The following is a 26950-nucleotide window of genomic DNA, read 5'->3' on the forward strand; positions in this document are numbered from 1 at the left end:
TTACTGCTTCTTGACCATGCCGAGCTGGATCCACACGCCGGAGGGCTGGCGGAGCAGGTCGCTGTCGTTCTCGGGGAAGCCGGAGAAGCGGTTGGTGTTGACGAACTGGGTGTTGACGTAGTCCCAGAGCTGGACCACCGGCAGGTCCTGGTTGGCCGCCTTGGCGAGCTGGCCGATGATCTTCTTCTGCTCGTCGCCGGAGGCGGAGTTCAGCTTGGCGGTGAGCTCACCGGGGTTGACCTTGGCCCCGTCGACCTCGATGGTCTCCGGGCCGCCCATCCAGTTGCCGTTCTTGCCGGGCTCGGCGTGCTTGATCTTGCCGCCGAGGATGGACCACCCGTTGGAGGCACCGTAGAGGCGCTGGTAGATGTTGTACGGCGCGGGGCCGAGCGCGATCAGCCAGAACCCGACGTCATACTTGCCCTCGGCGATCTCCTTGAGGTACAGCGGGTAGTCGGCGGTGGTCACGACCTCGGCGTCGATCCCCGCCTCGGTGAGCTGGCTGGTGATCGCCTTGGCGCCGGAGATCCAGTCGGAGAACGGCGCCGGGACGTTGACGGTGAACTTCCACGGCGTGCCGTCGGGCAGCGTCCACTTGCCGCCGTCCTTCTTCAGGCCCGCCTTCTTGAACTCCTCCTCGGCCTTGGCCGCGTCGAGCTTGTACGGCTCCAGCGTGGCGAGGTCGGCGCCGAGCCACTCCGCGGCGGGCTTCTGGTGGATACCGGTGGTGGTGAGCGCCGGGGTGCCGCCCTCCGGCGAGGCGATCTTGGTGATCTCGTCCCGGTTGATCAGGTAGGCCAGGCCGCGCCGCACGTGCACGTTGTCGTAGGGCTTCTTGGCCTGGTTGAAGGCCATGCCCAGCGACACCGGCGAGTAGCCCTTGATCACCCCGTTGCCCGGGGTGCTGCTGATGCGCTTCATCACGTCGGCGGGCACGGCGGTGAACGGCGCGTTGTCGAGCTTGCCGGCGATGAGGTAGTTCCAGATCTGCTCGTTGCCGGTGTAGTTGAGCAGCTTGACCTGGTCGGGCCCGACGTTCGCGGCGTTGTAGAAGTTCTTGTTCTTGACCAGCAGCGCCTCGCTCGGGTTCATCCGCTCCAGCGTGAACGGGCCGGCGGAGACGTCCTTGGGCGGGGCGAAGGCGAGGACCTTCTCCGACAGCGCGGTGATCTCCTCGCGGGCCTTCTCGGCCTCGGCACCCTCGCCGCGGGCGGCCTTCAGCTTGTCCCAGAAATCGGCGGTCAGCACGCTGCTCCAGACGTGCTGGGGCACGATGTAGCTGTCCATGACGCCGCGCACGAACGTGACGCTGGGGTTGTCCATGTCCTGGGTGATCTTGACGGTCTTGTCGTCGACCACCTCGACCTCGGAGGCTGCGCCCGCCGCGCCCGGGTCGATCGCGAAGGCGGTGCTGCCCTGCGTGTAGGCCAGGGCGATGGAGAACTTCACGTCCTCGGCGGTGACCGGCTTGCCGTCGGACCACTTGTTGTCCGGGTGCAGGTGCAGCGTGATCGAGGAGTTGTCCGGCGCGATCTCCCAGCTCTCCGCGATGCCCGGGTAGAACTGGTTCGGGTCGGTCATGTGGTTCTTCGACCAGGCGATCCGCATGGCGTTGAGCCCGACGAACGCGTTGCCCTTGGGGTTCCACGGGTTGATCGGCCCGTTGACGTCGAGGCCGGGCTTGAGTCCGTCGATCGTGGTGTAGAGACCGCCGCCGCTGCCGCCGCTGCCGCCGCTGGCGGCGGGCTTGTCTCCGGTACTGCCGCTGCACGCCGTGACGGCGGCGAGGCCGAGCAACGCCGCTACAGCTGCTAGTCGCTTCATGAACCGCTCCGTGGGGATCTTTCGAGGCCGGGAACCCGGGGTTGTCCGGACCCTACGGTCGGCCGAGGAGCCGCGTCAATAATCTCCATACGTTGTGAGGATCCTGTAACTTTCCTTCATCGTTCATCCGCCGGCCATCCGCGCCGCCTCCATACCGATCCGCCCCGATCGCCCCGGCGGCGCGGGCGGAAGAAGCGATCTTGGTCGAATGGACGAACAACCTCACCGCTCTTAGGAAAACCGGACGAATTCCCACACCCCCGACCTGTCATACCGTCGCGGTAATCACGCATCGGAGGGCTGGCACGTGTCCGTTGAGCTCCACCACCGCGCCGTCGTCGCGGACACCCACAACGACCTGCTGATGGCGGTCACCGCGCGTCCGCCCCAACGCTGGGCGTCGTTCTTCCGCGAGCGCTGGCTGCCCCAGCTCCACGAGGGCGGGGTGAACGTGCAGGTGCTGCCGGTCTTCATCGACGACCAGTACCGGCCCGAGGGAGCCCTCCGGCAGACCCTGCGCATGATCGAGTGCGCCCACACCCTGGCCGAGGGCAACGCCGACACGGTACGGCTCTGCCTGGACGGCACCCAGATCGACCAGGCGCTCGGCGAGGGCAGGATCGCCCTGGTCCTGGCACTGGAGAGCGCCCCCGGCCTGGACGCCAGCGTCGAACTGCTGCCCACCCTGTACCGGCTGGGCGTGCGGATCGCCTCGATCGCGCACTGGGGCCGCACCGCCCTGGCCGACGGCAGCGGCGAGGACGCCACCGCCAGCAGGCTCACCGCGGCCGGGGTGGAGGCGGTCCGGGAGATGGAACGCCTCGGCATGATCTTCGACATCTCGCACCTGAGCGCCTCCGGGGTGGGGCACGTGCTGGAGCTGTCCACCCGGCCGGTGATGGCGACCCACTCCTCGGCGCGGGCCCTGCGCGACCACCACCGCAACCTCACCGACGACCAGATCCGCGCCGTCGCCGCCACCGGCGGCGTCGTCTGCGTCAACTTCGTGCCGAGCTTCCTGTCGGAGAACCCCTCGGAGTTCACCGTGGAACGATTGGTGGACCACATCGAGCACGTCGCACAGGTGGGCGGGATCGACCACGTCGGCCTCGGACCCGACTTCGTCCGCGAGGTCATGAACGACCTCACCCCGCCGTGCTGCGAGGACCTCGGGTACGGCGATATCGACCCCCTGGCCGTCCTGCCGGGACTCGACGGGCCGCGCGGCCTGCCGCTGGTAACCGAGGCGCTGGCCGGGCGGGGCGTCCCGGAGGACGACATCGTCAAGATCCTCGGTGGCAACGTCCTGCGGCTGTTCCGCGCCGAGCTGGGACGACCACGATGAACCTGGACGTCATGCTCGGGGACCTGGAGGAGCTCGTCTCGTGCGAGTCGTTCTCCGCCGACCACGAGGCGGTGGCCCGCAGCGCCCGGGTGGTCGCCGACCAGGGGCTGCGCAGGCTCGGCGCGCGCCCCGAGACGATCGTGATCGACGGGGTCACCCACCTGCGGTGGACCTTCGGCACGCCCCGGGTCCTGCTGGTCGGCCACCACGACACCGTCTGGCCGATCGGGACGCTCGCCGAACATCCCTGGTCGCTGGTGGACGGGATCGCCCGCGGGCCCGGGGTGTTCGACATGAAGGCCGGGCTGGTGCAGGCCTTCCACGCGCTGGCCGCGCTGCCGTCGCCGGAAGGGGTGTGCCTGCTGGTCACCGGGGACGAGGAGGTCGGCTCACCGTCCTCGCGCGCGCTGATCGAGGAGTCGGCGCGCGGCTGCGCGGCCGCGTTCGTGCTGGAGGCCGGCGCCGACGGCGGCGCGCTCAAGACCGCGCGCAAGGGCACGTCGATCTACGAGCTCGTGGTGCACGGCAGGGCCGCGCACGCAGGCCTGGAGCCCGAGAGGGGCGCCAACGCCGGGATCGAGCTGGCCCACCAGATCCTCGCCCTCGCCGGGATCGCCGACCGGGTGAACGGTGGCCGTCCAGGCGTGCCGGCGGCGGAGACCTCACCCGCGGCCGCGCGCGGACTGCCCCTTCCCCCGGGCCCCGCGGCACCGGGGACGCCGTCCGCCGCGGCGGCGCCCGGCGGACCGGGCGGCCTCGGACCGGTCACCGTCACCCCGACCGTGCTGTCCGGGGGCACCACGACCAACACCGTGCCCGCGCTGGCCCGCGTGGAGGTGGACGTGCGGGTGCCCACCCTCGCCGCGCAGGAGCGGGTGGACGAGCTGATGAGGGCCCTGTCCCCCCGGCTCGCCGGGACCCGGCTGGAGGTCCTGGGAGGGCCGAACCGCCCTCCCCTGGAGGAGACCTCGTCGGCCGGGCTGTTCGCCCTGGCCCAGCGGATCGCCGCCGGCCTCGGGCTCGCCCCCCTCTCCGGCGTCGGAGTGGGCGGAGCCTCCGACGGCAACTACACCGCCGGAGCCGGCTGCCCCACCCTCGACGGGCTGGGCGCGGTGGGCGGCGGCGCCCATGCCGCACACGAGCACGTGGTCGTGGCCGAGATGCCCGGCCGTACGGCACTGCTGACCGGCCTGATCCGGGCGGTGCTCGGATGATCGGCGCCGCTGACCGGCCCGGTCCGGGCGGCGTCCGGGTGAGCGGCGTGGAGCTGCGCGAACTGCACTCCATCGAGGAGCTGGAGGAGGTCTTCCGGCTGTTCGACGACATCTGGCGCCCCGACCCGGGCAGCGCGCCCATCACCGTCGAGCTCATGCGGGCGCTGTCGCACGCGGGCAACTACGTGGCCGGCGCCTACGAGGGCGGCCGCCTGGTCGGCGCGTCGGTCGGTTTCCTGGCCGCCCCGGCCGGACAGGTGCTGCACTCCCACGTCACCGGCGCCTCCATCGGGCGCGGCATCGGCTTCGCGCTCAAACTCCACCAGCGCGCCTGGGCACTGGAACGGGGCCTGGAGCGCATCACCTGGACCTACGACCCGCTGGTACGGCGCAACGCCCACTTCAACCTGGTCAAACTCGGCGCCCGCCCCGAGGAGTACCTGCCCTCCTTCTACGGCGTCATGGCGGACGCCATCAACACCGGCGACGAGTCCGACCGGACGCTCGCCGTCTGGCGGCTGACGGAGCCGCGGGTGCTGGCCGCCGTCCGGGGCGAACCGCACCGGCCGCAGATCCCGCCGGACGCGGTAACCGCCCTGGCCGAACGCGACGGCCGCCCGGTCGCCGGGCGGACCGACGCCCGCACGGTACTGGTCGCGGTCCCCGCCGACATCGAGACGCTGCGCCGCGCCGACCCCGGCGCGGCCAAGGCCTGGCGCCACGCCGTACGCGACGTGCTGGGCGGGTTGATGGAGGAAGGCGCCCAGGTCACCGGGTTCCAGGGCAGATCCTGCTACGTCGTGGAGCGGACCGCTTGATCGGCTCGATCGGCTCGATCGGCTCGATCGGCGAAAGGCCCGGCACGGGCCATGAGACCACCCCGAGCGGGCCGCCCGGCCGGCGGAGCGCTCGGAAGGACGCGGCGCGAGCCGCGCGACATCCTGTAACGGGCCGCCTGACCGGCGGCGCTATCGGAGGGAGACGCGGCGGAGGCCGCACACCATAATGAAGATCACTGGAATCGAACTGCGGCGGATCGCGATGCCGCTGGTCGCCCCCTTCCGCACCTCGTTCGGCACCGAGAGCGAACGCGACGTGTTGCTCGTGCGGGTCGTCACCCCCGACTCCGAGGGCTGGGCCGAGTGCGTGGCCATGTCACAGCCGCTCTACTCCTCCGAATACGTCGACGGCGCCGCCGAGGTGCTGCGCCGCTTCCTCATCCCCGCCCTGCCCGCCCACCCCGACGCCCACCGCGTGCACCGGGCACTGGAACCGTTCAAGGGCCACCGGATGGCCAAGGCCGCCCTGGAGACCGCCGTCCTGGACGCCCAGCTCCGCGCCGGCGGCCAGCCCCTGGCCTCCTTCCTGGGCGCCTCCGCCGACCGGGTGCCGTGCGGGGTGTCGGTGGGCATCATGGACTCCGTCCCCCAGCTGCTCGACGCCGTCGGCGGCTACCTCGACGAGGGCTACGTCCGGATCAAACTGAAGATCGAACCCGGCTGGGACCTGGCCCCCGTCCGCGCGGTGCGCGAACGCTTCGGCGACGACCTCCTGCTGCAGGTCGACGCCAACGCCGCCTACACCCTCGCCGACGCCCCCCACCTGGCCAAGCTCGACGACTTCGGCCTGCTGCTCATCGAACAGCCCCTCGCCAACGACGACATGGTCCAGCACGCCCGGCTCGCGACGCTGTTGAAGACCCCGATCTGCCTGGACGAGTCCATCGAGTCGGCCGAGCACGCCGCCGCCGCCATCACCCTGGGCGCCTGCTCGATCATCAACGTCAAACCCGGCCGGATCGGCGGCTACCTCGAGGCCCGCCGCATCCACGACCTGGCCCGCGCCCACGGCGTCGCCCTGTGGTGCGGAGGCATGCTGGAGACCGGCATCGGCCGCGCCGCCAACCTCGCCCTGGCCGCCCTGCCCGGCTTCACCCTGCCCGGCGACACCTCCGCCTCCCGCCGCTACTACGCCACCGACATCACCACACCGTTCGAACTGCGCGACGGCCACCTCGACGTCCCCACCGGCCCCGGCATCGGCGTCGACCCCGTCCCCGGCATCCTGGACGAGGTCACCACCTCCACCGAATGGATCACCCTCTGACGGCCGACCAGGGCGATCACACCACCCGTTGAGGGCCGCGGCGGCGCCCGGCGCCCGGATCGCCTCCCCATCGGAGGAGACGTACGATCTTCGATCCCCTCCCGTGCGGCATCAGAGCTTGCCGAGGGCGCGGGCGAGGATGGCGGCGGTGTCCGCGATGACTTTGTCGTCGACGGCGGCGTCTGCGGCCCCGCGGTTGGTGTAGATCGACATGATGATGGGGGCGGCCGACTTTCCGGGCCAGACGACCGCGATGTCGTTCCCGGCCCCGTACTTCGAGTTCGTACCGGTCTTGTCACCGACCGTCCAGGTCTTGGGCAGGCCCGCGCGGATGCGGGCGTCCCCGGTCTTGTTCGCTGTCAGCCAGGCGTTCAGCCGCTCCCGGTCCCTGGCGTCGAGGGCGTCACCTGTCGTGACCGCACGCAGGTCACGGCCCATCGACGCGGGCGTCGTGGTGTCCCGCTTCTCCTTGGGGCTCCAGTTGTTGAGCTCGGTCTCCCACCGGTCCAGGCGGGAGACCGGATCCTTCAGCGTATGGAAGTACGCGGTCAGCCCGGCAGGGCCGCCGATCTGCTTCAGCAGCATGTTGGCCGCGGTGTTGTCACTTCGGGTGATGGCCGCCTCGCACAGCCGGGCGACGGTCATCCCGTCCTTCACGTGCTTCCCGGTGACCGGGGAATGCTCCTGCAGCTCGGCGGTCGTCCAGTGCACGACCTTGTTCAGCAGGCCGGGGTCGGAGGTGCGGGCCTTGTGCAGCACGGCCGCCGCCGCGATCGCCTTGAAGGTGGACAGCAGCGGGAAACGCTCGCCCGACCGGTACGTGATCGTCTTCCCGGTGGCGGTGTCGACGGCGTACGCGCCGATGCGGCCCTTGAAGGACGCCTCCAGCGTGCGCAGCTCCTTCCTGGCCCGGGCTCCGTCCGGCGCCGCCTGCATCGCTGTCGCCGGTGCCGCCGCCGGCGTCGGCGTCGCCGTCAGTGGCGTCGCGGCCGGAGCGGCGGACGCGTGACCGGTCGCGACGGCACCCGTCAGAGGGATGAGCACGAGCGAGGCCAGCGCCGACAGCGGGGCACGTCGAATGAGCTGAGTGGGCATGGGAATGCCTTCCGGCCGCGGATCGGATGCGATGAGAAGTCTCGCGCCGTCCTTTGACGCCGTCAAAGGCGGAAACCGTGCGCGACCTGGCGCGGCTCGACACGGATGCGCGCCGGAGCGGCATCTACCTCGACTTTCACGCCGCCCCACCGGCCGTGGCGGACAGCTCGGCGACTCCGTACGGCACGGCCGGCCTCCCGTTCGCCGCCTGTTCGAAACGGGCGGGAAGCGGGAGGCCGGCCGTCTCTCAGGCGTGCCTGAGGCGGGGCACCGCCTCCAGCAGGGAGCGGGTGTAGTCGTTCCGGGGCGAGCCCACCACCTCTTCGGTCGTCCCCATCTCGACCAGCCTGCCCCGGTGCATCACCGCGACGACGTCGGAGACGTACCGGACCACGGCGAGGTTGTGCGAGATGAACAGCATCGACAGCCCGAGCTCCTCGCGCAGCGAGCGGACCAGGTTGAGCACCGAGCCCTGGACGGAGACGTCCAGGGCAGAGGTGATCTCGTCGGCGACCAGCAGTTCGGGGCGCGCGCCCAGCGCCCGGGCGACCGCCACCCGCTGCCGCTGACCGCCGGACAGCTCGCGCGGGTAGCGCCCCGCCAGCGCGGCGGGCAGCGACACCAGCGACAGCAGCCGCTCCACCTCCGCCTGGCGGGCGGCGCGGGGCACGCGGAGTCCCTCGGCCACCGACGCGCCCACGGTCATCCGCGGGTCAAGGGAGGCGTAGGGATCCTGGAAGACCATCTGGATCCGCCGCGGATCGCCGCCGGTGATCTCGCCGGTGTACGGCACCAGCCCGGTCACCGCCCTGGCCAGCGTGGACTTGCCCGACCCCGACTCCCCCACCAGGCCGACGATCGCCCCGGCCGGGATCTCCAGCGTGACGTCGTCGACGGCGGTGAACGCGCCGAACCGCACCGTCAGGTTCTTGATGATCATGAAGCCTCCCAGCAGGCGACCTGGTGCGCCTTGCCGTACGGGATCAGGGGCGGGCGCTCGGCGCAGCGGTCGGTCGCCAGCTCGCAGCGGGCCGCGAAGGCGCACCCCGGGCCGAGTTCGGCGGGTGAGGGCTGATGGCCGGGGATGCTGGCCAGCGGCAGGGACCTGTCGGTGTCCATGTCGGGCAGCGAGGCGACCAGCGCGCGGGTGTAGGGGTGCGCGGCGCCGGAGGCCAGCTTCTCCACCGGCAGCTCCTCGACCACCCGGCCCGCGTACATCACCACGACCCGGTGGCACAGCTCGCCGACCACGGCGATGTCATGGGAGATGAACAGGGTCGCCGCGCCGGTCTCGCCGGTCACCTCGCGCAGCAGGCGCAGGATCTGCCGCTGCACGGTCACGTCGAGGGCGGTGGTCGGCTCGTCGGCGATGATCAGCCGCGGCGTGCCCATCAGGCCCATCGCGATCACCGCGCGCTGCCGCATGCCGCCGGACAGCTCGTGCGGGTGCTGCCGGGCCCTTCTGTCCGGCTCCGGGATGTGCACGTGCCCGAGCCGGTCCACGGCCCTGGTCCTGGCCTCGGCGCGGCTCGCGCCCTGGTGCACGGTCGCCACCTCTGCGAGCTGGCCGCCGACCCTGAGCGCCGGGTTGAGCGAGGCCATCGGGTCCTGGAAGACCATCGCCAGCGACGTGCCGAGCAGCTTGCGGCGTTCCTGTTCCGGCAGCTCGCCGAGGTCGGTGCCGCACAGCCGCAGCCGCGCCGCGCTCACCTCGCCCGGGTAGGGGACCAGCCCGCCGATCGCCGACGCGGTCAGGCTCTTGCCGCTGCCCGACTCCCCCACCAGGCCGACGATCTCGCCGGGCGCGACGGTCAGCGACAGCCCGCGTACCGGCGTCACGCCGCCGGGGAAGGTGACGGTGAGGTCCCGCACCTCCAGAACCGCCTCCGGGTCGGGCTCGCCGAGCTCTCCGGGCGCGGAGGCGGCCTGCGGGGCGGCCTTCCCCGCCGGTACGGCGGTGCGCGACGCGGCACGTGCCAGGACGTCCCCCAGGAGGTTGAACCCGATGCCCGCGAGCGCCACCGCGACGGCGGGGCCGAGGGCGACGGCCGGGGTGGAGTAGATGCGGCCGAAGCCGTCGAACAGCAGCCGTCCCCAGTCGAACGACGGCGGCTGCACGCCCAGGCCGAGGAAGGACATCCCGGCGAGCCCGAGCAGCGCGCCGCCCAGCGCCTGGGTGAGGTTGAGGATCAGCGGCTCGGCGATGTTGGGCAGGACGTGGCGTGCCATGATCCGCCGCCGGGGCACCCCGAGCATGCGGGCGGCCGACACGTAGTCGGCCCCGGCGACCGAGGCGGCGAGCGTCTGGGTGAGCCGGGCGAAGCCGGGCGCGATGGCGGCGCCGATGCCCAGCACGGCCCCTCGCGCGCCGAGTCCCGCGATCACCGCGGTGAACATGGCCAGCAGCAGGCCCGGGAAGGCCACCAGCGCGTTCACCGTACCGGTGACCAGGCGCGCGGGCCGGCGGGGCAGCACCGAGGGGAGCGCACCGAGCACGATCCCCCCGATCGCGCCGATGAGCGTGGCCAGCAGGGCCAGGAGGAGCGAGAGCCGGCCGGCGACCAGCACCCGGGCGAGGATGTCACGGCCCAGGTTGTCGGTGCCGAGCGGGTGCGCGGCCGAGGCTCCCTGGAGGATGACCGCGGGGTCGATGCGCTCGGCCTCGGCGCCCCAGATCGGCGGCCCGACGATCGCCAGGATCACCATGAGCGCGACCAGCGTGGTCCCGGCGAGCCCGGCGGGGGTCCGCAGCAGGTGCCGCATCAGCTCTCCTTCAGGGCGGACGTGGGGTCGAGCACGCCGAGCAGCAGGTCGACGAGGAGGTTCACCGCGAGCACGATCGCGCCGTAGACGAGGATCACGCCCTGGGCGACCGGATAGTCCTTCTGGGTGATCGACTCCACGATCCGCAGGCCGAGACCCGGCCACGCGAAGACGAACTCGACCAGCACGCTCCCGGCGATCAGGCTGGTGAGCAGCAGGCCGCCCACGGTGAGGGTCGCGGTGAGCGTGTTGGGCAGGACGTGCCGCACGTACAGCCGGGCGGCGGGCAGCCGCTTGGCACGCGCCAGCCTCACGTAGTCGGTGCTCAGCTCGCGCAGCGTCTCCACCCGGGAGATGCGGGCGATCATCGCTGTCGGCGCGATGGCCAGGGCGAGGATCGGCAGCACGTACGATTCGGGCCCGCCCCTGCCGGCGGGCGGGAACCAGCCGAGGCCGATCGCGAACACCGTCACCAGGGCGATCGAGTAGAGGAACTCGGGTACGGCGACGGCCGCGCCTGTCGTGGAGGTGAAGGTCGCCTCGGTGCCCCGGTTGCGGCCGTTCTCGGTGCGGACCCCCGCCCACATGCCGAGCGGCACCGCGACGAGCAGGGCCACGACGGTCGCGAGCAGGGCGAGGACGAGCGTGTTGGGGAGCCGGGCGGCGATGACCTCGCCGACCGGTTCCCCGCTGAGGAACGACGTGCCGAACTCTCCGCCCAGCACGTTGCGGACGTAGGACACCAGCTGGGACAGGAGCGGCTGGTCCAGCCCGAGCGCGGCCCGCCTGGCGGCGATCAGCTCGACCGGCGCGGCGGGGCCGAGCGAGGCGCGCACCGGGTCGCCCGGGATCAGGTGGATCATCGCGAACGACGCGACGAGCAGCACGGCCAGCGAGATCACGAAGCGGACGAGGTGCCGCAGCACGAACGCGCCGCGCGCCCGGCCCGGGAGCCCCCGGCCGGTGAGCAGGCGCCCGCCGGCCGGTGGGCGAGAGGTCCCGGCCACTCAGCCCGCCTCGGTCATCCGGATGGAGGTCGGGATGAACAGGCCCGCCATCGTGTCGAACTTCGCGTTCTTGGCGGCGGTCAGCACGGTGGTCTCCACGACCGGCACCAGGTCGGCGTTCTCGAACAGCGCGGACTCCGACTCCAGCCAGAGCGCGCAGCCCTCCTCGGCGGGCTTGAGCTGGGCCTCGGCCACCAGCTTCTCGTAGCGGGCGTTGGCCAGGTGGGAGAAGTTGGCGCCCTTCGGCGCCGCCGGACCGGACAGGAAGCCGACGAGCTGCGTGGGAAGCGTGACGCCGATCGGCAGCCAGGCGACGTCCCAGTCCTGGGTGGCGTTGAGCGACTCCGACAGCTTGGTGTCGATGACGCCGTTCAGCTTGACGTCGGCACCCGCCTTCTTCCACGCGGCGGCGAGGTATTCGGCCGCGGCCTGCACGCCCGGTCCCCTGGTGGTGGCGTAGAGCAGGCGCAGCTCCAGCTTCCGGCCGTCCTTGGCGCGGATGCCGTCGGCGCCGGCCTTCCAGCCGGCGGCGTCCAGCGCGGCGGCAGCGGCGGCCGCGTCGAACGCCGGGACGTGGCCGGTGACGGTGTCGCCCTGGCACGGCCGCGGCTCCAGCACCAGTCCGGTGGCCGGGCGACCGGTGCCGGTGGATGCGATCCCGGCGAGCTCCTTGAGGTTGATCGCCTGGGTGAGCGCCTTGCGCACCGCCGGGTCCTTGGCGGGCCGGTCGTCTCCCTGATGGTAGAAGAACTGCCCGTTGCCCGAGGCCTGGACGGTCTTGCCCATCCCCGGGCTGGCCTCCAGGCGGGCGCGGTCGGGACCATAGACGATCGCGCCGTTGAGGTCACCGGAGATCAGCAGGTTGGCGGCGGTCTGCTCGTTCGGCACGACCTTCAGCACGATCTTGGCGGGCATGCCCGGCTCCTTCGTGGTGGCGCCGCCCGGCCCCCAGGTGTAGTCCTTGCGGATCTGGAAGGTGTAGTGGTCGCTGGGCACCGCCTCGGTGAGCGTGTAGGGCCCGGAACCGGAGGTGCCGCGGGCCAGCACCGAGCGGTCCTCGACCCCCTTGCCGCAGACGATGAAGATCAGCGGGGTGCTCTGCAGGATGAAGCTGAAGGGCTTGGGGGTGGAGAGCGTCACCGTCCCCGCCGCGTCGTCCGCCTCGGCCTTCATCCCGGTGGGCACCAGCACGCCGTAGATCGGCGACTTGGCGGCCGGGTCGGCGATGTGGTTGACATTGGCGGCCACGTCGGTGGGGGTGAGCTTGGAGCCGTCGGAGCAGGTGACGTCCTTGCGGAGGGTGAAGGTCACCGAGTCGGGTTTGACGTCCCACTTCTCGGCCAGTCCAGGGATGATCTTGCCGTCGGGGCCGACGCGGGCCAGCGTGTCGTAGGCCAGCGACAGCACGGTGTTGGTGACCGAGAGCACGCCCATGGCCGGGTCGAGCACCCCGGGGTCACTGCTGATCGCGAAGGTGAAGGTGCCACCGTCGGCGGATCCGCCTGACGGGGAGTCCGCCGTACCGCCGCACGCGGCCACGGACAACAGGCTGAGGGCGCCGAGCACGGCCGCCACTCCTGTGTTTCTCATCAGGACTCCAGGAAGGTGGGGGTGATGCCCCACATTTGCCTTTTCCCGGCGTTCCTTCTTCGTCCTCCGCCACGAAAAGCCCGAGATCCATCGTGCTACCGCCCGAAGAGCCGCATCTGGAGCATCACGGTCAGGCGCGCCTCGGGATCGGCCAGATCCAGGCCGCTGATCTCGGCGAGCCGCTTCAACCGGTAGCGGAAGGTGTTGGCGTGCACGTGCACCCGGGCCGAGGCGGCGTTGACGTCGCCGAACGCGTCCAGGTAGGCCCGCAGGGTGGCGACCAGCTCGCTGCCGTGCTCCGCGTCGTGGCTCACCAGCCGTTCGTAGGGGCCGGTGGGGACCTGCTCCTCGGCCTCGACCAGGTCCGACAGCTGCAGCAGCAGTGCCTCGAAGTGCACGCCGGTGTAGCCGGCGACCGCGCCGGACGCCTCGCGGGCGCGCAGCACCCGCAGCGCCCGGTCGGCGTCGGCCCGGGATCTGGCCACCTCGGCCAGGTTGCCCGCCAGGCGCCCCACGCCGATGTTGGCCGCGTGCCGGGGGCCGACACGGACGAGGAAGCTCTCGGCGACCCGCACGGCCCGCGCCTCCTCGTCGCCGCCGGCGTGCAGCGGCAGTACGGCGTAGGCCACCGAGCCGACCAGCGCGGCGGCGGCCCTGGGGTGGATGGCCCCGACGTGCAGGGCGAGCGCGTCGCAGAATCGCTGCCTGTCGCTCTCCCGGTGTGCGGCGTCGGCGTGCGATCCGCCGCTGAGCTGGGCGGCGAGCACGCACAGCCGCCCGCTGGCGACGCCGAGCCGGCCGGCCGCCTCGGCCGCGTCCCTGCCGCCCGCCAGCACGGTGGAGAGCAGGTCGGCGCGGAGCCGGCGCCTGGTGTCCGCCCCGGCCCGCTGCCGGAGCAGCTGCAGCGCGACGATCTTGGCGGCGTCGGCGAGGGCGCGCTGCCGCTGGTCGCTCAGCGGTTCCCGCACGGCGGCCCAGATGGAGCCGAGGATCTCGTCCCCGGACCGGACGGCCACCGCCGCCCGGTTGATGCTGTCGTCGTCCAGCTCCATGTAGATCGGCTCGCGGCTCTGGTAGAGCTGGCGGAAGAATCCGCGCTCCTCCAGCATCCGCCGGTACCGTTCCGGCACCTGGCGGCCGAGCACGGTCTCCACCCTGCCGGGGTCCGCCTCGTCCTGGCGCCCGGAGTAGGCCAGCACCCGCGACGACCGGTCCTCGATGGTGACCGGCGCGTCCAGGAGCGCGCACACGGCGTTGGCCAGCGCGAACAGGTCGTCCGGCGGCGCCTCCCCCGGTTCGGCGAGGTCACCCTCCGCCAGCAGGGAGCGCAGCAGCGCGGCCACCTGTGCCCAGGAGGCGGCGCGGGTGAGACCCAGCACCGCCACCCCGGTCTCCAGGACCTTGGCCCGGACGAGCTCGTCGACGTCCACCGGCTGCTTGACGACGACGCCCGCCGCCGGGCCCGCCGCGTCGAGCAGGGCGCAGATCTGCTCGGCGCGGTCGACCCCGACGGCGAGCAGGATGCCCCCCTCCGGGAGCAGCAGCTCGTCGAGGGGGTCGTAGATGTGCACGCCGGTGACCTCGGCGTCGAGCTCCCCCGGGGAGGCCGCCACATCCAGCACGGTGCTGCCCAGGTCCTCCAGGATCCGCTGCAGGCTGGCCCGGGGCCGATTGGTCATCCGCTCACGATAACGGACATAGAGCGACATTATTCTCTTAGGTGATCAATGGCCACGCGGGCCGCATGGCCGATCACCCTGTCGGCCCTGGGCAGCCGGAGCCCCAGTGAGCCGGTCCGCAGGAAGACCGCGACAGCGTAGCGCCTCCCGTCCGGATATTCCACAACACCCGCCTCGTTTCGGACGCCCCAGAGCGTGCCGGTCTTGCCGGAGACCTTCACCTCGTCGCCGAAGCCCGAGGAGAGCCGGTGCGGCCAGATCTGGTTGCCCATGATCCTCCGTACCTCCGCGCAGGCCTCCGGCGGGCCGGCCTCGTCCCGCCAGATCCTGGTCAGCAGGGTCGTGGTCTCGCGGGGCGTGCCCGAGGTGGTCCGTTCCGGGTCGAGGATCGACAGCGCCCGGATCCGCTCCTCGCTCACCCCGGCGAGCTCCTCCTCGTCGAAGATGCCGTGCCCGCCGGAGAGGCCCAGCTCGGTCACGGCGCTTCCGAGCAGCTCGGCGCAGCCGCCGATCAGGCGGGTGCGCTCCAGGCCGAGCCCGCGCAGCGTGGCGTGCAGGTTGCCGAGCCCGACCCGGCGCAGCAGCACGTCGGTGGCCGCGTTGTCGCTCATGGTCATCATGAAGTGGGCCAGGTCGCGCAGGGTGAGCGAGACGTCGTCGGCGCAGCCGGAGGTGCCGATGCCGCCGTCCTTGTCGGCGGCGGTGACGGTCAGCCGCTCGGTGCGCTCCAGGGTCCCGGCCGCGGCCTGCCTGGCGTACTCCAGGACGATCGGGACCTTGAACACCGAGGCGAGCACGACCGGCTCGTCGGCGCCCAGACCGGTCTCGGCGTCGCCGTCGACGTCGCGGACGTGGATGAAGCCCTCCACGTCCGCGTCGTCGAACGCCTCGCGTAACGCCTCACACACGGGGCAGCGCCCGTCCGTTGTGGATGTAGGCGGCACGGCCGTCCTCGACCACGAAGGTGATCGTCTCGTGCCTGCTGTCCTGGAGCTCCGCCGCGATGAAGGAGTGGCCGGAGTGGTGGACGAAGCGGGTGGTGGTGCGCGGGGTGCCCGCCCTGACCATGAACTCGCCGGGGATCATGGTGATGTCCAGGCCGCCGTCCGCCTCGGCCACCTCGTAGGCGATCATCGGCCCCTCGTACCTGCCGGTGTACGGCGTGGGGTCCACGACCCCCGGCGTCGCGGCCGGGACCGGGAACTCCGGGACCGCGAGCCCGGTGACCTCGCGTATCAGCGGCAGCACCACGTCGACGAGCAGGCCGAGGAAGCCTCCGCCGTTGGCGCTCATCGCGATCGCGAAGTCCGCTCCCGGCACGACCCGCCAGAACGTGCTCTGCCCGATCGTGCCGCCGTCGTGACCGTAGACCTCGCCGCCCCAGTCGAACAGCTCGAAGCCCAGGCCCCAGCGGTCGGCCAGCAGCCCGGAGATCCCCGGCACCTCGACCTGCCCGGTCCGCATGGCCGCGACCGACTCCTCCGACAGCAGCCGGGTGCCGTCCTCCGCGAGACCTCCGGCGATGAACATCCGGCCGAAGCGGACCAGCTCGCGCGGGGCCAGGCACATGGTCGAGCCCGCGGGGGCGTTGGAGCGCGGCATGTCCCACCTGTGGTGGACGGTGCCCTCGGGGCCGACGTGGCCGGCCGCCGCCCGGAACAGGATGGCCTCCTCGGGCAGGAGCGCCGAGTGCGTGGCACCGAGCGGGTCCAGCAGGCGCTCGCGCATCACCTGCTCCCACGTGGTGCCACGCACCCGCGCGACCAGGGCGCCGAGCACGCAGTACCCGGCGTTGCAGTAGGAGAACAGGGCTCCGGGGGCGTGCACGTGGCCCGCGTCGTGCAGGAAGTCCACATACTTGTCCAGGCAGTCGTCGCCGCGCCCGGTGTCCTCGAACAGGTCGCCGTCGAAGCCGCCGGTGTGGGTGAGCAGGTGCCTGACCGTGATGGCCTTCTCCGCGCCGTCGGCGACGGCGAACTCCGGCAGGTAGTCGCCGACCGGGCGGTCCAGCTCGACCAGCCCCTCGTCGACGAGCTGCATCACGAGGGCGGCGGTCCAGACCTTGGTGGTGGAGCCGACCTGGAAGACGCTGTCGGTCGTGGTCTCCACGCCGATGTTCCTGTTCACCACGCCGGTGGCGACCTCGACGAGCCGCCCGCCCGCCCAGAGGGCGAGCGCGGCGCCGGGCACGCCGTGCCGCCGGGCCGCCTCGTCGAAACGCTCCTGCAGGTTCTCAAGCATGCCGGCTCCTCAAGCGATCTTGGGCGTGGCGCGCACACCGAGGTGGACGTACGGCGAGCCGTCGGCGAGCTCGTAGAAAACGGCCGACAGCCACTGCGGCTCCCCTTCCGGGCGGCCGACGAAGGTGACGTCGTCCACCGGGACGAGGTCGAACTCCATGGGCGGCTGCACCCCGGCGAGGGCGCCGGTGGCCTCGCCGTACAGCGAGAGCCGGCCGTCGCGGACCGTCAGCGTCATCCGGCTGCCCGCCCGCTCGTACACCCCGGCGTACCGCTCGACGTCGGTCTCGAACGGCTCGTCCGGCGGTCCCAGCACCGGCGGCACGGCCAGGCCGAGCAGCTCGTCGAAGAGCTCGGTGGCCAGGGCGTGCTGGAACGCGGCGGTGTGGCCGCCGTTGGCCAGCACGCACACCACCGTCCCGGTGTCGGGGACCGCCCAGAGCATGGCCGCCTGGCCGATGGTGTTGCCGCCGTGGGAGATGATCCGGCGCCCCTGCCACTCGTCCAGGATCCAGCCCAGGCCCCACTGCTTGCCGAGGGTGTGCGGGTTGGGGATGTCCACCTGCGGCTCCCACATCACCCGCGGGTCGGCGAGCAGCCCGGTGCCCAGATGCGCGCGGGCGAAGGCGACGACGTCGGCAGGACGGGCGCAGATCAGTCCGGCCGGGCCGCAGGAGCGCATCAGGCCCCAGACGGGGGCGGGCGCCCCGTCCATGTGGCCCATGGCTCCGCGGAAGCGCAGGACGTCCTCCGGCAGGGTGTGGGTGTGGGTCAGGCCGAGCGGCTCGATGATCTGCTCGCGCAGCGCGGCGTCCCACACCTTGCCGGTGAGGCGCTCGATGACGCGCCCGGCGATGGTGAATCCCGCGTTGCAGTACGACTGGGTGGCGCCGATGGGATGGTTCTGCGCGAGGTCCGCGCAGGCCTCGACGTACTTCTCGATGCAGTCGTCACCGCGGCCGGTGTCGAGGAAGAAGTCGCCGTCGATGCCGGAGGTGTGCGAGAGCAGGTGCCTGATCGTGACGGTCTTGGTCACCTCCGGGTCGGCGACCCGGAACTCCGGCAGGACCTGGACGACCGGGGTGTCGAGCGTCAGCTCGCCCCGCTCGACGAGAAGCATGATCTGGGTGGCGGTCCACACCTTGCTGACCGAGCCGATCTGGAAGAGCGAGTCGGTGGTCACCTCCACCCCGGTGTCCACGTTGAGCACGCCCGCGGCGAACTCGTGGACCTCCCCCTCGTGCAGGAAGGCCAGGTTCGCGCCGGGAACCTCGTACTCGGCGATCAGCCCTGCGAGACGGTCGTGCCAGCGACGGGGATCCATTGCTCCAGCCACGCGACGATCCTTTCGTTGTAGTCCACCCGATGGGACGGGCGGCCGTTGAGGATGAACAGGTGGGAGCCGCCGGGATAGCGGACCAGCCGGACCGGCACGCCCCGCTCCCGCAGGGCCGCGAACCACTGCTCGGCCTGACCGACCGGGCACCGGTCGTCGTTCTCGCCGTGCAGGATGAGAGTGGGTGTGGTCACCCGGGCGACATGGGTCATCGGGGACTGGCCCGCGATGTCGCCGCCGCACTCGTACATCTTCATGAAGTATCCCGCGTCGGAGGTGCCGGCCACACTGACCAGGTCGCTGACGCACCCGCCGGGGACGGCCGCCTTGAACCGGCCGGTCTGGGTCGGCAGCCAGCAGGACATGTAGCCGCCGTAGCTGTATCCGGTCACCGCCAGCCGGTCGGGATCAGCGATGCCGTCGGCGACCAGCTCGTCGATCGGGCTCAGGAGGTCGCCGGCGTCGGCGATCCCCCAGGCGCCGAGGGCGGCGGTGTAGAACGCCTCACCGTAGCCGTCGCTGCCGCGCGGGTTGACGGTGAGCACGGTCCAGCCCCGGGCCGCGAGCACCTGGTGGTAGAGGTGCACGCCGTCGAAGACCGGCGCCCACGCGTTGTGCGGGCCGCCGTGCACGTCCAGCAGGAGCGGTCCGGGCTCGGTGAGCCTCTCGTCCCGCAGCACGAACCCCTCGACCGCCGTCCCGTCGGGGGCGGTGAAGGTACGGCTCCGCGGGGTGAACAGCTCGACGTCGGGGAGCGCGTGGGCGGTGAGCCTGGTCACGACCGGCGGCGTCGCCCCGGAGACGGCCGAGCCGTCGCCCGGCGGGACGTCGGCCCGGCCCTCGGGGAACTCCGCGAGGTAGACCTCTCCCGCGCTGTACGGCGTGGCGGCGACGTAGGCGATCCTGCCCCCGGCGGCGCTGACGCCGGCGACCACCTGGTCCCCGCCGACGATCTTCTCGCCGGGGGCGCGGTACAGGTGGGTGAGTCCTCGGTCACGGGCGCAGAAGATCAGGTCGTCCCCCGCGAGCTGGGGCGCCGCACCGGGATAGCCGGACGCGCCGACCATGACGTTGCGGTCGAGCCCGGTCTCGACCTCCACGAGCCCGTCCGACCCGAGGCTGAACAGGCGGATGTGCCCGACGGGGTCGCCGGCGAATCCCGCCACCAGCAGCCGCCCGCCCAGCCACCAGGCATCCGTGCAGATCACGCCGGCGCCGGTGAGCAGCTCGGGCTCGCCGCCCGAGACGTCGACCGAGTAGACCGCGCCCGTGACGGCCAGATCGCGGTCGGGCTCCATGCTCGCGGCGAAGGCCAGCTTCCGCCCGTCCGGCGACCAGGACGGCTCGCCGGCGTGGAAGTCTCCCGAGGTGATCTGCCTGGTCTGTCCCGTCGCCACGTCCACCACGGACAGGTGCGTGGTCAGGCCGCGCAGCAGGCCCACGCCGTCCGCCTTGTACTCCAGGCGGTCGGCCACGACCGGGGCGTGCGGGTCGGGATCGCCGTGCGGCGCGCCGTAGGCGATCCCGGTGCCGTCGGGAGACCAGACCGCCGCACCGGCGCCCAGCGGCGCGGCGGTGAGGACGCGAGGCTCGCCGCCGTCCATCGGCAGCAGATGGATCTGAGCTCTGCCGTCAACGGGACGGAGGAAGGCCAGCGAGTGCCCGTCGGGCGACCAGCGCGGGGCGGAGTCGCGCGGCCCGCCTGTCAGACGCCGCGGCTCGGCGCCGGGGGCCGCGAGCCAGATCTCGGAACGGTTCTCGTCGGATTCCCGGTCGGTGGTCGCGACCACGTAGGCGACGTCGCTTCCGCCGGGGCGCAGCCGGGGATCTTCCGGCACCGCGATGCGGTAGAGATCGCTGAGGGAGAGGCGGGGCATGTCCGAACGTTAGGCCGCGTTCGCCACCGCTTCTTCGGTCTCCATGACGAACCGGGCCCGATCCGTTGTGCCGTTCTCCAATCGCCTCGCGACGGCGCGCGGGGCAGGGAGCGGCCCTGCCCTCCCGAGGCGGAGGAAACACGCCGGGACACGCCCGGCCCCGGCCTACAGCGGCAGCTCGTCCAGCAGCTTGAACCGCCTGGCCAGCCGGTCACGGCTGTGGCGCCCCCGAAGTTTGGCGTCGAGCCGCGACCCGATCCGGTCGGCCAGGAGATAGAGGGCACGGGCGCGGCGCGCCTCCTCCGCGGCCGACCGTGGCCAGGCGGGGTCGGGCGGGACCGGCGGCCCGGGAACCTGATAGTCGAATCCCATCGGCGGCAGGCCCAGGATCCACCGTGCGGCGGACAGGTGATACTCGCCGAGCAGCTCCCGGTAGGCGAGCGCCTCCCAGGGGGAGGCGTGTCTCAGGTGCGACAGCGCGATCAGGCCGGCCCGCGCGTCCCAGAGCCGGCAGGCGACCACCTGCGCCCACACGAGGTTGACGGAGGTGCCCCCCGCCCGGTCCGGCGCGCCGGACCTGCCCGGGGTGAGCCGGAGAAGCTCCGTCTGGAAGCCGACCGCCTCGTCATGCCGTCCTTCGCCCCACGCGACCTCCGTCCGCGCCTCCAGCAGGGCCTCCTGCCGCTGCAGCGGACCGTCGGCGTCGGCGTCGCGCAGCCGTTCGAGGTCGGCCAGCGCCTTCCTGGCCGAGGCCGGGTCGCCGGCTCTGCCGGAGTAGAACACCAGCTGGTAGAGGTGGTGCGCCGTGCCGTACGCGGCGTCCCGCCCGCTCAGCCGGCGGAGCGTCCAGGCCTCCCTCGCCAGCGCGAGCGCCTCGTCCACGTAGCCCCGGTCGTAGTGCAGGTTCGCCCGCTGGAGCAGCAGGACATACCGGCGATCCTGGAGCCCGTTGCCCCGGATGAACTCCTCCGCCATCCGGTGGGTGCCCTCGATGACCGGGAGTTCGGCCGGGATGGCGCGTGCCGCGTCGTACCAGATGCCCAGCGCGTCGAGGACCACCTCCGGCGGTCCTTCCGCGGGCCCGCCGGGCAGCGCCCGCGCGACCGCGACCATGGCCTCGGTGGTCCGGCCGACCAGCAGGAGGCTGCCGGCCTGCCCCACCAGCGCGAACGCCTGGGCCCGGACGTCTCCCAGCATCTCCGCCAGGTCCGCGCACCGGCCGTACAGCTCGGCCGCCCGCACGTGGTGGCCGAGATGGTAGGCCCGGTCGCCCAGGCTGCTGTTCCATTCGAGACGGATGCGCAGGGCGGTCCGGGTGACGCCGCTGAGCGGTTCAGGCGCCATCCGCCAGCTCCCGGATCATCTCGCAGATCGCGTTGACCTTGTAGGGGCGCAGGCCGGTCCGCTCGGCCAGGGCCGCCTGGTCCTGGGTCAGGAGATCCTCCACCGTCGTGCAGATCCTGCGCAGGGCGGAGACCTCCGCGTCGGTGAGCCTGACGTCGAGGCTCCGCAGCAGGGTCGCCGACAGGTGCCGCCTGCTCCTCGCGGCGACCAGCCGGCCGATCCCCTCGTGGCTGGACTGCCCGTCCCGCTCCACCGCCCGGCGGATCGCCGCCGCCAGCTCCTCCACGCCGTCGGAGGGGGAACCGTAGGGGATGTAGAGCTTCTCCTTGAGGTCGGAGGGCACCTCCTGCCTGGCGTTCTGATGCCGGAGCGAGAAGATCGGCCGGTCGTCCCCGGTGAACATCGTGGCGCCGAGCTCCAGCATGACGTTGGGGTTGAGGTCGCTGATCTCCGCGATGAAGCCGTGCGCCCGGCCCATGTGCTCGCGGACGTTGTCCAGCAGGCCCGGCTTGTAGGTGTGGTCGCGCGCCAGCATCACCTCGAAGAAGTACGGCTCGCGCTCGAAGACCCTCCGCACCGCCTGCTCCAGGACCGCGTACTCCTCCGAGAACGGGGTGATCATGAAGAGCAGCACGTGCGGGGGCCGCCTGGCCACGAGCGCGGCGTGGCTCTCCCGCAGCGCCAGCGCCTCGCGGCGCTCGCGTTCCACCGTGTCCCGCAGGCCGGCCAGGTCGTTGTGCTGGCCCATCACCCTGCCGCACAGACGCAGGAACTGGCGGTGGATCGCCTCGGCGTTGTCGTGGGTGAGCAGGTTGCGCGAGTAGAGGACGGCACTGGTGTACATCGCGTACGTCAACTCCTGGGCGACCGGCTCCCTGTTCAACAGCGCCAGCTCCCTGACCAGCGGGTTGGTGGCATTGAGCTGCAGGTAGACGGGCCGGGTGCGGCTGCGCTCCAGCGCCTCGTTGGCCACGTCCTCCAGCTGTGACCGGAACCAGGGCTGGATCACGATGTCACGGAGCTTGAGCTCGGCCTCGCTCTCCGGGGTGAGGATGATGACGGCGGGGAGCTCCGGTGGGGCGAACCTCCTCATCCGCACGTCGATGTTCGTCACCCCCGCCCGGCGCAGCGCCCATTCGGCGTTGGCCTCAAGCTGGCGGAAGGACTCCTCCTCCTCGCGGGACAGCCGCTGGAAGATCGCCGGGTCGTCCGTCGCGTCCAGCCGCTGCAACCAGACCCGCCCGGCGTTGTACATCGAGTACTTCTCCAGCAGCGCCTCGTCGAACTCGGCGCCCGCGTTGATCACGCACCACCCGGTCGCGTCCGCCAGCCGGTAGAACTGGGCGGCGGCCCCCGCGAAGGCGAAGTAGTAGATCGGCGCCTTGTTCCCCGTCTCCGGCCGGGGGGCGTTCTTCGTGAGGTACTCCTCCAGCGACATCAGGTTGCGGTTGGTCTCGAAGAGGAGAAGGTCGGCGACCTGGGCGAAGAAGTCGTCGTGGACGAGCGCCATGCCCTTGAGGTGGTAGTGGTGCCAGAGGTTGATGTGGACGAAGGTGTTGCGCTCGTTGCGGGCGAGGTCGGCCAGATGCTCGACGATGAGCCTGCCGAGCTGCTCCCTCAGGAACGCGAAAGTGGAGTGCGTCCGCTGCACGTTGTCGCGCGCCGCCGTCGGCAGCAGGTCGGGGCTGTCCACGAGCCCCCGGACGAACTTCGCCCACGGCGGCAGGAGGTCGACGTCGTCGGCGCGGACGAACATGCGCCGTACGAAGATGTCGACGACACCCGTCGTGTCGAGGTCGGGCAGGTTCCGGTCGGAGATGTAGAGGGCCCCGCGTGCCCGGCACTCCCCCTCGATGTCGATGGGGATGACGGTGAGCGGGGTCTCGTTGTGGTATCTGCGGCCGAGATACTGGCGGTAGGCCTCCAGCTTCTCGCTCGGGGAGTGCCAGACGTCCCGGTGCCAGGGCGCGTCCATCGCGTTGACGGGGCCCTTGCCGTCGACGTTGATCGGGAAACGGATGAAGTCGCAGTAACGGATCACGGTCTCGGTGATCCGCCGGGAGTCGACCAGGTAGCCGTGCTCCGGTCCGACGTGCAGGATCACCTCCGTTCCCACGCCCGGCTTGTCGTCGTCATAGAGCTCGCAGGTCGTGCTGCCGGAGTTGTGCCAGGCCAGCGCTCCGGCGGCGGCGGACTTGCGGGTGCGCACCACCACCTTCGTCGCGACGACGAAGGCGGAGAGCATGCCGATCCCGAACTGGCCGATCAGCTCGAACGCCGCCTCCCTCCCCTCGGCCTGCAGCTTCCTGCCCAGCGAGCCCGTTCCGGTGGAGCCGATCACGGAAAGGAACTTCTTGATGTCGTCTTCGTCCATGCCGATTCCGTTGTCACGGAATATCAGCATCCCGTCCTTCGGATGAACCTCGATCTCGATCCTGCCGCTGACGTCCTCGCTCTCGGACTGGCGCAGAATGATCGAATCATGGGCGTTCTGGATGAGTTCGCGCACGAACACGTCGGGGTCCGCATAGAGATGCCGGGCGAGCAGCTGGATGAGCCCCTCGAAATTCGTCTCCATCTTGAAGGTCTCGCGTGGTCGGCCTACCATCGCCACTCCCTTGCCTCGACGACACCATCCGCCCGGTTATGGCTGCCGATATTTGCCATGAAAGCACGTCCACCAGCGTTTCCCCGGGATCAAGTCTAGCCATTACGGAAAACGCATAGAAGTTCCGCACGAGAAACCGGCGACCGTATTTACGCCATAAATCACCACAAAAAGGAAATAGCCCATAAATTGGGCGGCGGCCGCGCCCCGGCGCCTCCCATCCGGCCCGGCCCGGCGGACGGCTGAAAGTTACACGCCGGCCGTCACCGTCCTCGCAGGTCAGCGGGCCTGCCTCGATCCGGCCGCTTCCCGTTCCGGGAAAAGCCCACCTAACATCGGCCCGGACTACGGCAGGAGTGGACGATGCGCAAAAGCGGTTCGGTTCTGGCGGCTGTGGCCGTGACCCTCGGATTCATTCTGGTGAGTACGGCGGTGCCGGCGCAGGCGGCGGCCGTCAGGATCATGGCACTCGGCGACTCGATCACCGGCTCGCCCGGGTGCTGGCGGGCCATGCTGTGGGAGCGGCTGCGCGAGGCCGGCCACACCGACGTCGACTTCGTCGGGACGCTGCCCCCGCAGGGCTGCGGGATCGCCCACGACGGGGACAACGAGGGCCACGGCGGAGCGCTGGTCACCAGCGTGGCCGACCAGAACCAGCTCCCGGGATGGCTCTCGGCGACCCGGCCCGACATCGTGATGATGCACTTCGGCACCAACGACGTCTGGAGCAACCGTCCCACCGCGACCATCCTGGCCGCCTACGGCAAGCTGGTGGACCAGATGCGGGCCGACAACCCCGACATGAAACTCCTGGTCGCCCAGATCATCCCGATGAACCCCGGCAGCTGCGGCGAGTGCGGGCAGCGGGTGTCGGCGCTCAACGCCGCGATCCCCGGCTGGGCGGCGGCCAAGTCCACCGCGCGCTCCCCCGTCGTCGTGGTCGACCAGTGGACGGGCTTCAGCACTGCGGCCGACACCTACGACGGCGTGCACCCCAACGCGGCGGGCGACCAGAAGATGGCGGGCCGCTGGTTCCCCGCCCTGACGGCCCTGCTCGGCGCGGGGCCGACCACCTCCCCGACCCCGACCGTCTCACCGACCCCCACCCCCACGGTCACTCCCCCGGCCGGCGACTGCGCGGCCGCCTACCGGACCGTCAACCAGTGGCCGGGCGGCTTCCAGGGCGAGGTGACCGTCAAGAACACCGGGACCGTCCCGCGCTCCGGATGGACCGCGGGCTGGGACTTCGCCGACCGGCGGATCAGCCAGTCGTGGAACGCGACGGTCACGCAGGCGGGATCCGCCGTGACCGCCGGGAACGCCGCGTGGAACGGCTCCCTGGCTCCCGGCGCGACGACGACCTTCGGGTTCGTCGCCTCCGGGAACGGCTCCCCCGCGCCCGCGGTGTCCTGCACGACAGGCTAGCCGTACCGCCCGTCCCCGCGGCGCCCGCGCCGGGCGGGCGCGGAGAAGGCGTGACGGGCCCGGCGCGCGGGGCGGACCCGGCGCCGGGCTCCCCGCGCGCACGACCGCGCCTGTCCCGCTCCTACAGCGCCGCGCACATCAGCGCCTGCTCCAGTGCCGCGCGTCCCTGATCGGGCCGGCCCGCGTCACCATGGAGATCGGCGACGACCATCCATGCCGCCGAAGCCGGCCGTAGCGCCGTCATCCTCTCCAGCGCCTGCGCCGCCGCGGTCTGGGCGAGCGCCGCCTTCTCCAGCTGTCCCAGGGCCCGGTAGACCTCCGCCAGCAGCTCGTGCGCCTCCACCGCCACCGGCCCCACCATGCCCGCCGCCTGCTCCACCGCCGACAACGTGCGCTCCAGGGCCACCTGCGGCTCCTCGCGCAGCAGGTCGAGGCGTGCCATCGCGAGCCGGCACGAGACGATGTCGCCCGGGTGCGCCGAGGCCGCCACCAGCTCGGCGTGGGCGTCGGTGAGCATCTGCCCGATCCGCTCGATGTCCTGCGGCCCGTGCCGCAGGGCGTACTGGGCCATGCACATCCGCAGCCGGCCCAGCGCCAGCCCGTCGTCCAGCTCGGCCTGGAGCCGCAGGGCGCGGTTGCTCAGCAGGTCCGCCTCCAGCGGATCGTCGAGGATGCGCGCCACCACCGCGCTGTTCCACGAGGCCGCCGCGATCGCGCGGGGCGATCCGATCCGGTCGGCCTCGTCCAGCAGGTCGGCGGCGAACTGCGCCATCCGCTCCCGATCGCCGCGCTCGACGTAGGCGCCCAGCAGGGTCGAGGCCAGCTCCACCAGCCGGTCGGTCCACCCCGAGGGCACCTCCCGCTCCAGCGCCTCCTCACCGACCCGTACGGCGGCCGGCAGGTTGCCCACCTCCCGGTGACAGCGGCACAGGGCCAGGGCGATCGAGATGCGCTGCTCGCGGAGCTGCGCCTCCACCCCCGCCAGCGCGGCCGTCGTCTCGGCGTGGTCGGAGCACGCCTCGTGCAGCGCGACCGTCAGCTGTTCGATCGCGGCCGGCCGGTTGCCGGCGGCCTCCAGCGCCAGGGCGTAGCCGTAGCCGGCGCGCCGGCGCAGGTCGGGCAGGTGGCGGAGTGCCGGGTCGGCGATCAGCCGTGCCAGCTCCTGCCCGGCCGCCTCGACCCGGCCCTGGCGCAGAGCCGTCTCCGACCGGGCCACCCGGGCGTGCAGGGCCGCCACGTACCGGTCGGTGATGCCGTGTCCCAGCTCTGCGGGAGAGCAGCCCAGCCGGTCGGCCAGGATCCTTATCTCCGGGGCGCTCGCATCCCGCATGCCGTCCTCGATCGCCTCCACGTCTTCTTCGCGCAGTCCCGGCTCCGCGACCTGCGCTATCGTCATTCCGCGCTGCTTGCGCAGTGCCTGCAGACGCCCGCCTACGTTCGTGCTGCTCACGTCGGACTCCCTGGATGCCGCACAGGATGCGAATCCACCCTTGATGT

General features: G+C 71.8%; 19 protein-coding genes. 5 read left to right on the forward strand and 14 right to left on the reverse strand.

What is annotated here, in order from left to right; genetic code table 11:
- Positions 1–1824, reverse strand: a complete 1824-nt coding sequence (locus tag SROS_RS27475) for an ABC transporter substrate-binding protein (protein WP_012892186.1) — start codon at positions 1822–1824, stop codon at positions 1–3.
- Between the two features lie 307 nt (positions 1825–2131).
- Between SROS_RS27475 and SROS_RS27480 the strand changes: the two genes are divergently transcribed.
- From SROS_RS27480 to menC, 4 genes are all read left to right on the forward strand, one after another.
- Positions 2132–3169 (forward strand): dipeptidase, encoded by a 1038-nt coding sequence (locus SROS_RS27480; RefSeq protein ID WP_012892187.1) that lies wholly within the window; start codon positions 2132–2134, stop codon positions 3167–3169.
- Complete coding sequence (locus SROS_RS27485) at positions 3166–4383, forward strand: M20/M25/M40 family metallo-hydrolase (RefSeq protein WP_012892188.1); 1218 nt, start codon at positions 3166–3168, stop codon at positions 4381–4383. Before SROS_RS27480 ends, SROS_RS27485 begins: the two co-directional genes overlap by 4 nt.
- On the forward strand, positions 4380–5201 hold the full coding sequence (locus tag SROS_RS27490; RefSeq protein ID WP_012892189.1) for a hypothetical protein: 822 nt from the start codon (positions 4380–4382) through the stop codon (positions 5199–5201). The genes SROS_RS27485 and SROS_RS27490 overlap by 4 nt, the downstream gene beginning before the upstream one ends.
- Positions 5202–5388: 187 nt before the next feature.
- Positions 5389–6489 (forward strand): o-succinylbenzoate synthase, encoded by a 1101-nt coding sequence (gene menC / locus SROS_RS27495; RefSeq protein WP_012892190.1) that lies wholly within the window; start codon positions 5389–5391, stop codon positions 6487–6489.
- A gap of 111 nt (positions 6490–6600) precedes the next feature.
- Here the strand turns inward: menC and bla are convergent, their stop codons facing one another.
- From bla to SROS_RS27550, 12 genes are all read right to left on the reverse strand, one after another.
- On the reverse strand, positions 6601–7584 hold the full coding sequence (bla, locus tag SROS_RS27500) for a class A beta-lactamase (RefSeq protein ID WP_012892191.1): 984 nt from the start codon (positions 7582–7584) through the stop codon (positions 6601–6603).
- A 247-nt stretch (positions 7585–7831) separates the two neighbouring features.
- Positions 7832–8524 (reverse strand): ABC transporter ATP-binding protein, encoded by a 693-nt coding sequence (locus SROS_RS27505; RefSeq protein ID WP_012892193.1) that lies wholly within the window; start codon positions 8522–8524, stop codon positions 7832–7834.
- Positions 8521–10347, reverse strand: coding sequence for a dipeptide/oligopeptide/nickel ABC transporter permease/ATP-binding protein (locus SROS_RS27510; protein ID WP_012892194.1), 1827 nt, complete (start codon positions 10345–10347; stop codon positions 8521–8523). The genes SROS_RS27505 and SROS_RS27510 overlap by 4 nt, the downstream gene beginning before the upstream one ends.
- Positions 10347–11354: an ABC transporter permease gene (locus tag SROS_RS27515; RefSeq protein WP_012892195.1), complete on the reverse strand. Its 1008-nt coding sequence runs from the start codon at positions 11352–11354 to the stop codon at positions 10347–10349. The genes SROS_RS27510 and SROS_RS27515 overlap by 1 nt, the downstream gene beginning before the upstream one ends.
- Positions 11355–12944, reverse strand: a complete 1590-nt coding sequence (locus SROS_RS27520; protein WP_012892196.1) for an ABC transporter substrate-binding protein — start codon at positions 12942–12944, stop codon at positions 11355–11357.
- A gap of 95 nt (positions 12945–13039) precedes the next feature.
- Positions 13040–14623, reverse strand: a complete 1584-nt coding sequence (locus tag SROS_RS27525) for a PucR family transcriptional regulator (protein ID WP_043656847.1) — start codon at positions 14621–14623, stop codon at positions 13040–13042.
- A gap of 29 nt (positions 14624–14652) precedes the next feature.
- Positions 14653–15531, reverse strand: a complete 879-nt coding sequence (locus SROS_RS27530) for a serine hydrolase (protein WP_012892198.1) — start codon at positions 15529–15531, stop codon at positions 14653–14655.
- Entirely contained in the window at positions 15524–16864 is a 1341-nt protein-coding gene (locus SROS_RS27535; RefSeq protein WP_012892199.1) for a serine hydrolase domain-containing protein, read from the reverse strand. Before SROS_RS27535 ends, SROS_RS27530 begins: the two co-directional genes overlap by 8 nt.
- Before the next feature lie 9 nt (positions 16865–16873).
- Positions 16874–18199, reverse strand: coding sequence for a beta-lactamase family protein (locus SROS_RS52375; RefSeq protein WP_245564292.1), 1326 nt, complete (start codon positions 18197–18199; stop codon positions 16874–16876).
- Positions 18148–20076, reverse strand: coding sequence for a S9 family peptidase (locus tag SROS_RS52380; protein WP_012892201.1), 1929 nt, complete (start codon positions 20074–20076; stop codon positions 18148–18150). Before SROS_RS52380 ends, SROS_RS52375 begins: the two co-directional genes overlap by 52 nt.
- 165 nt (positions 20077–20241) lie before the next feature.
- Positions 20242–21420 (reverse strand): hypothetical protein, encoded by a 1179-nt coding sequence (locus SROS_RS27545; protein WP_012892202.1) that lies wholly within the window; start codon positions 21418–21420, stop codon positions 20242–20244.
- Entirely contained in the window at positions 21410–24028 is a 2619-nt protein-coding gene (locus SROS_RS27550; protein WP_012892203.1) for a heat shock protein Hsp90 family protein, read from the reverse strand. The genes SROS_RS27545 and SROS_RS27550 overlap by 11 nt, the downstream gene beginning before the upstream one ends.
- A gap of 363 nt (positions 24029–24391) precedes the next feature.
- On the opposite strand from SROS_RS27550, the gene SROS_RS27555 reads away from it, so the two are divergent.
- Positions 24392–25453, forward strand: a complete 1062-nt coding sequence (locus SROS_RS27555) for a cellulose binding domain-containing protein (RefSeq protein ID WP_012892204.1) — start codon at positions 24392–24394, stop codon at positions 25451–25453.
- A gap of 121 nt (positions 25454–25574) precedes the next feature.
- Here SROS_RS27555 and SROS_RS27560 read toward each other — a convergent pair whose 3' ends face one another.
- Positions 25575–26903: a helix-turn-helix domain-containing protein gene (locus SROS_RS27560; protein WP_043653083.1), complete on the reverse strand. Its 1329-nt coding sequence runs from the start codon at positions 26901–26903 to the stop codon at positions 25575–25577.
- Positions 26904–26950: the final 47 nt, after the last annotated feature.

The organism is Streptosporangium roseum DSM 43021 (assembly GCF_000024865.1).
Taxonomy (GTDB): domain Bacteria; phylum Actinomycetota; class Actinomycetes; order Streptosporangiales; family Streptosporangiaceae; genus Streptosporangium; species Streptosporangium roseum.

What these genes read in the sequence shown, in the direction of transcription:
- SROS_RS27475 (WP_012892186.1), bottom strand. Translation starts at nt 1,824, where the DNA reads ATGAAGCGACTAGCAGCTGTAGCGGCGTTGCTCGGCCTCGCCGCCGTC.
- SROS_RS27485 (WP_012892188.1), top strand. Translation starts at nt 3,166, where the DNA reads ATGAACCTGGACGTCATGCTCGGGGACCTGGAGGAGCTCGTCTCGTGC.
- SROS_RS27490 (WP_012892189.1), top strand. Translation starts at nt 4,380, where the DNA reads ATGATCGGCGCCGCTGACCGGCCCGGTCCGGGCGGCGTCCGGGTGAGC.
- menC (WP_012892190.1), top strand. Translation starts at nt 5,389, where the DNA reads ATGAAGATCACTGGAATCGAACTGCGGCGGATCGCGATGCCGCTGGTC.
- bla (WP_012892191.1), bottom strand. Translation starts at nt 7,584, where the DNA reads ATGCCCACTCAGCTCATTCGACGTGCCCCGCTGTCGGCGCTGGCCTCG.
- SROS_RS27505 (WP_012892193.1), bottom strand. Translation starts at nt 8,524, where the DNA reads ATGATCATCAAGAACCTGACGGTGCGGTTCGGCGCGTTCACCGCCGTC.
- SROS_RS27510 (WP_012892194.1), bottom strand. Translation starts at nt 10,347, where the DNA reads ATGCGGCACCTGCTGCGGACCCCCGCCGGGCTCGCCGGGACCACGCTG.
- SROS_RS27520 (WP_012892196.1), bottom strand. Translation starts at nt 12,944, where the DNA reads ATGAGAAACACAGGAGTGGCGGCCGTGCTCGGCGCCCTCAGCCTGTTG.
- SROS_RS27525 (WP_043656847.1), bottom strand. Translation starts at nt 14,623, where the DNA reads ATGACCAATCGGCCCCGGGCCAGCCTGCAGCGGATCCTGGAGGACCTG.
- SROS_RS27535 (WP_012892199.1), bottom strand. Translation starts at nt 16,864, where the DNA reads ATGCTTGAGAACCTGCAGGAGCGTTTCGACGAGGCGGCCCGGCGGCAC.
- SROS_RS52380 (WP_012892201.1), bottom strand. Translation starts at nt 20,076, where the DNA reads ATGCCCCGCCTCTCCCTCAGCGATCTCTACCGCATCGCGGTGCCGGAA.
- SROS_RS27545 (WP_012892202.1), bottom strand. Translation starts at nt 21,420, where the DNA reads ATGGCGCCTGAACCGCTCAGCGGCGTCACCCGGACCGCCCTGCGCATC.
- SROS_RS27550 (WP_012892203.1), bottom strand. Translation starts at nt 24,028, where the DNA reads ATGGTAGGCCGACCACGCGAGACCTTCAAGATGGAGACGAATTTCGAG.
- SROS_RS27555 (WP_012892204.1), top strand. Translation starts at nt 24,392, where the DNA reads ATGCGCAAAAGCGGTTCGGTTCTGGCGGCTGTGGCCGTGACCCTCGGA.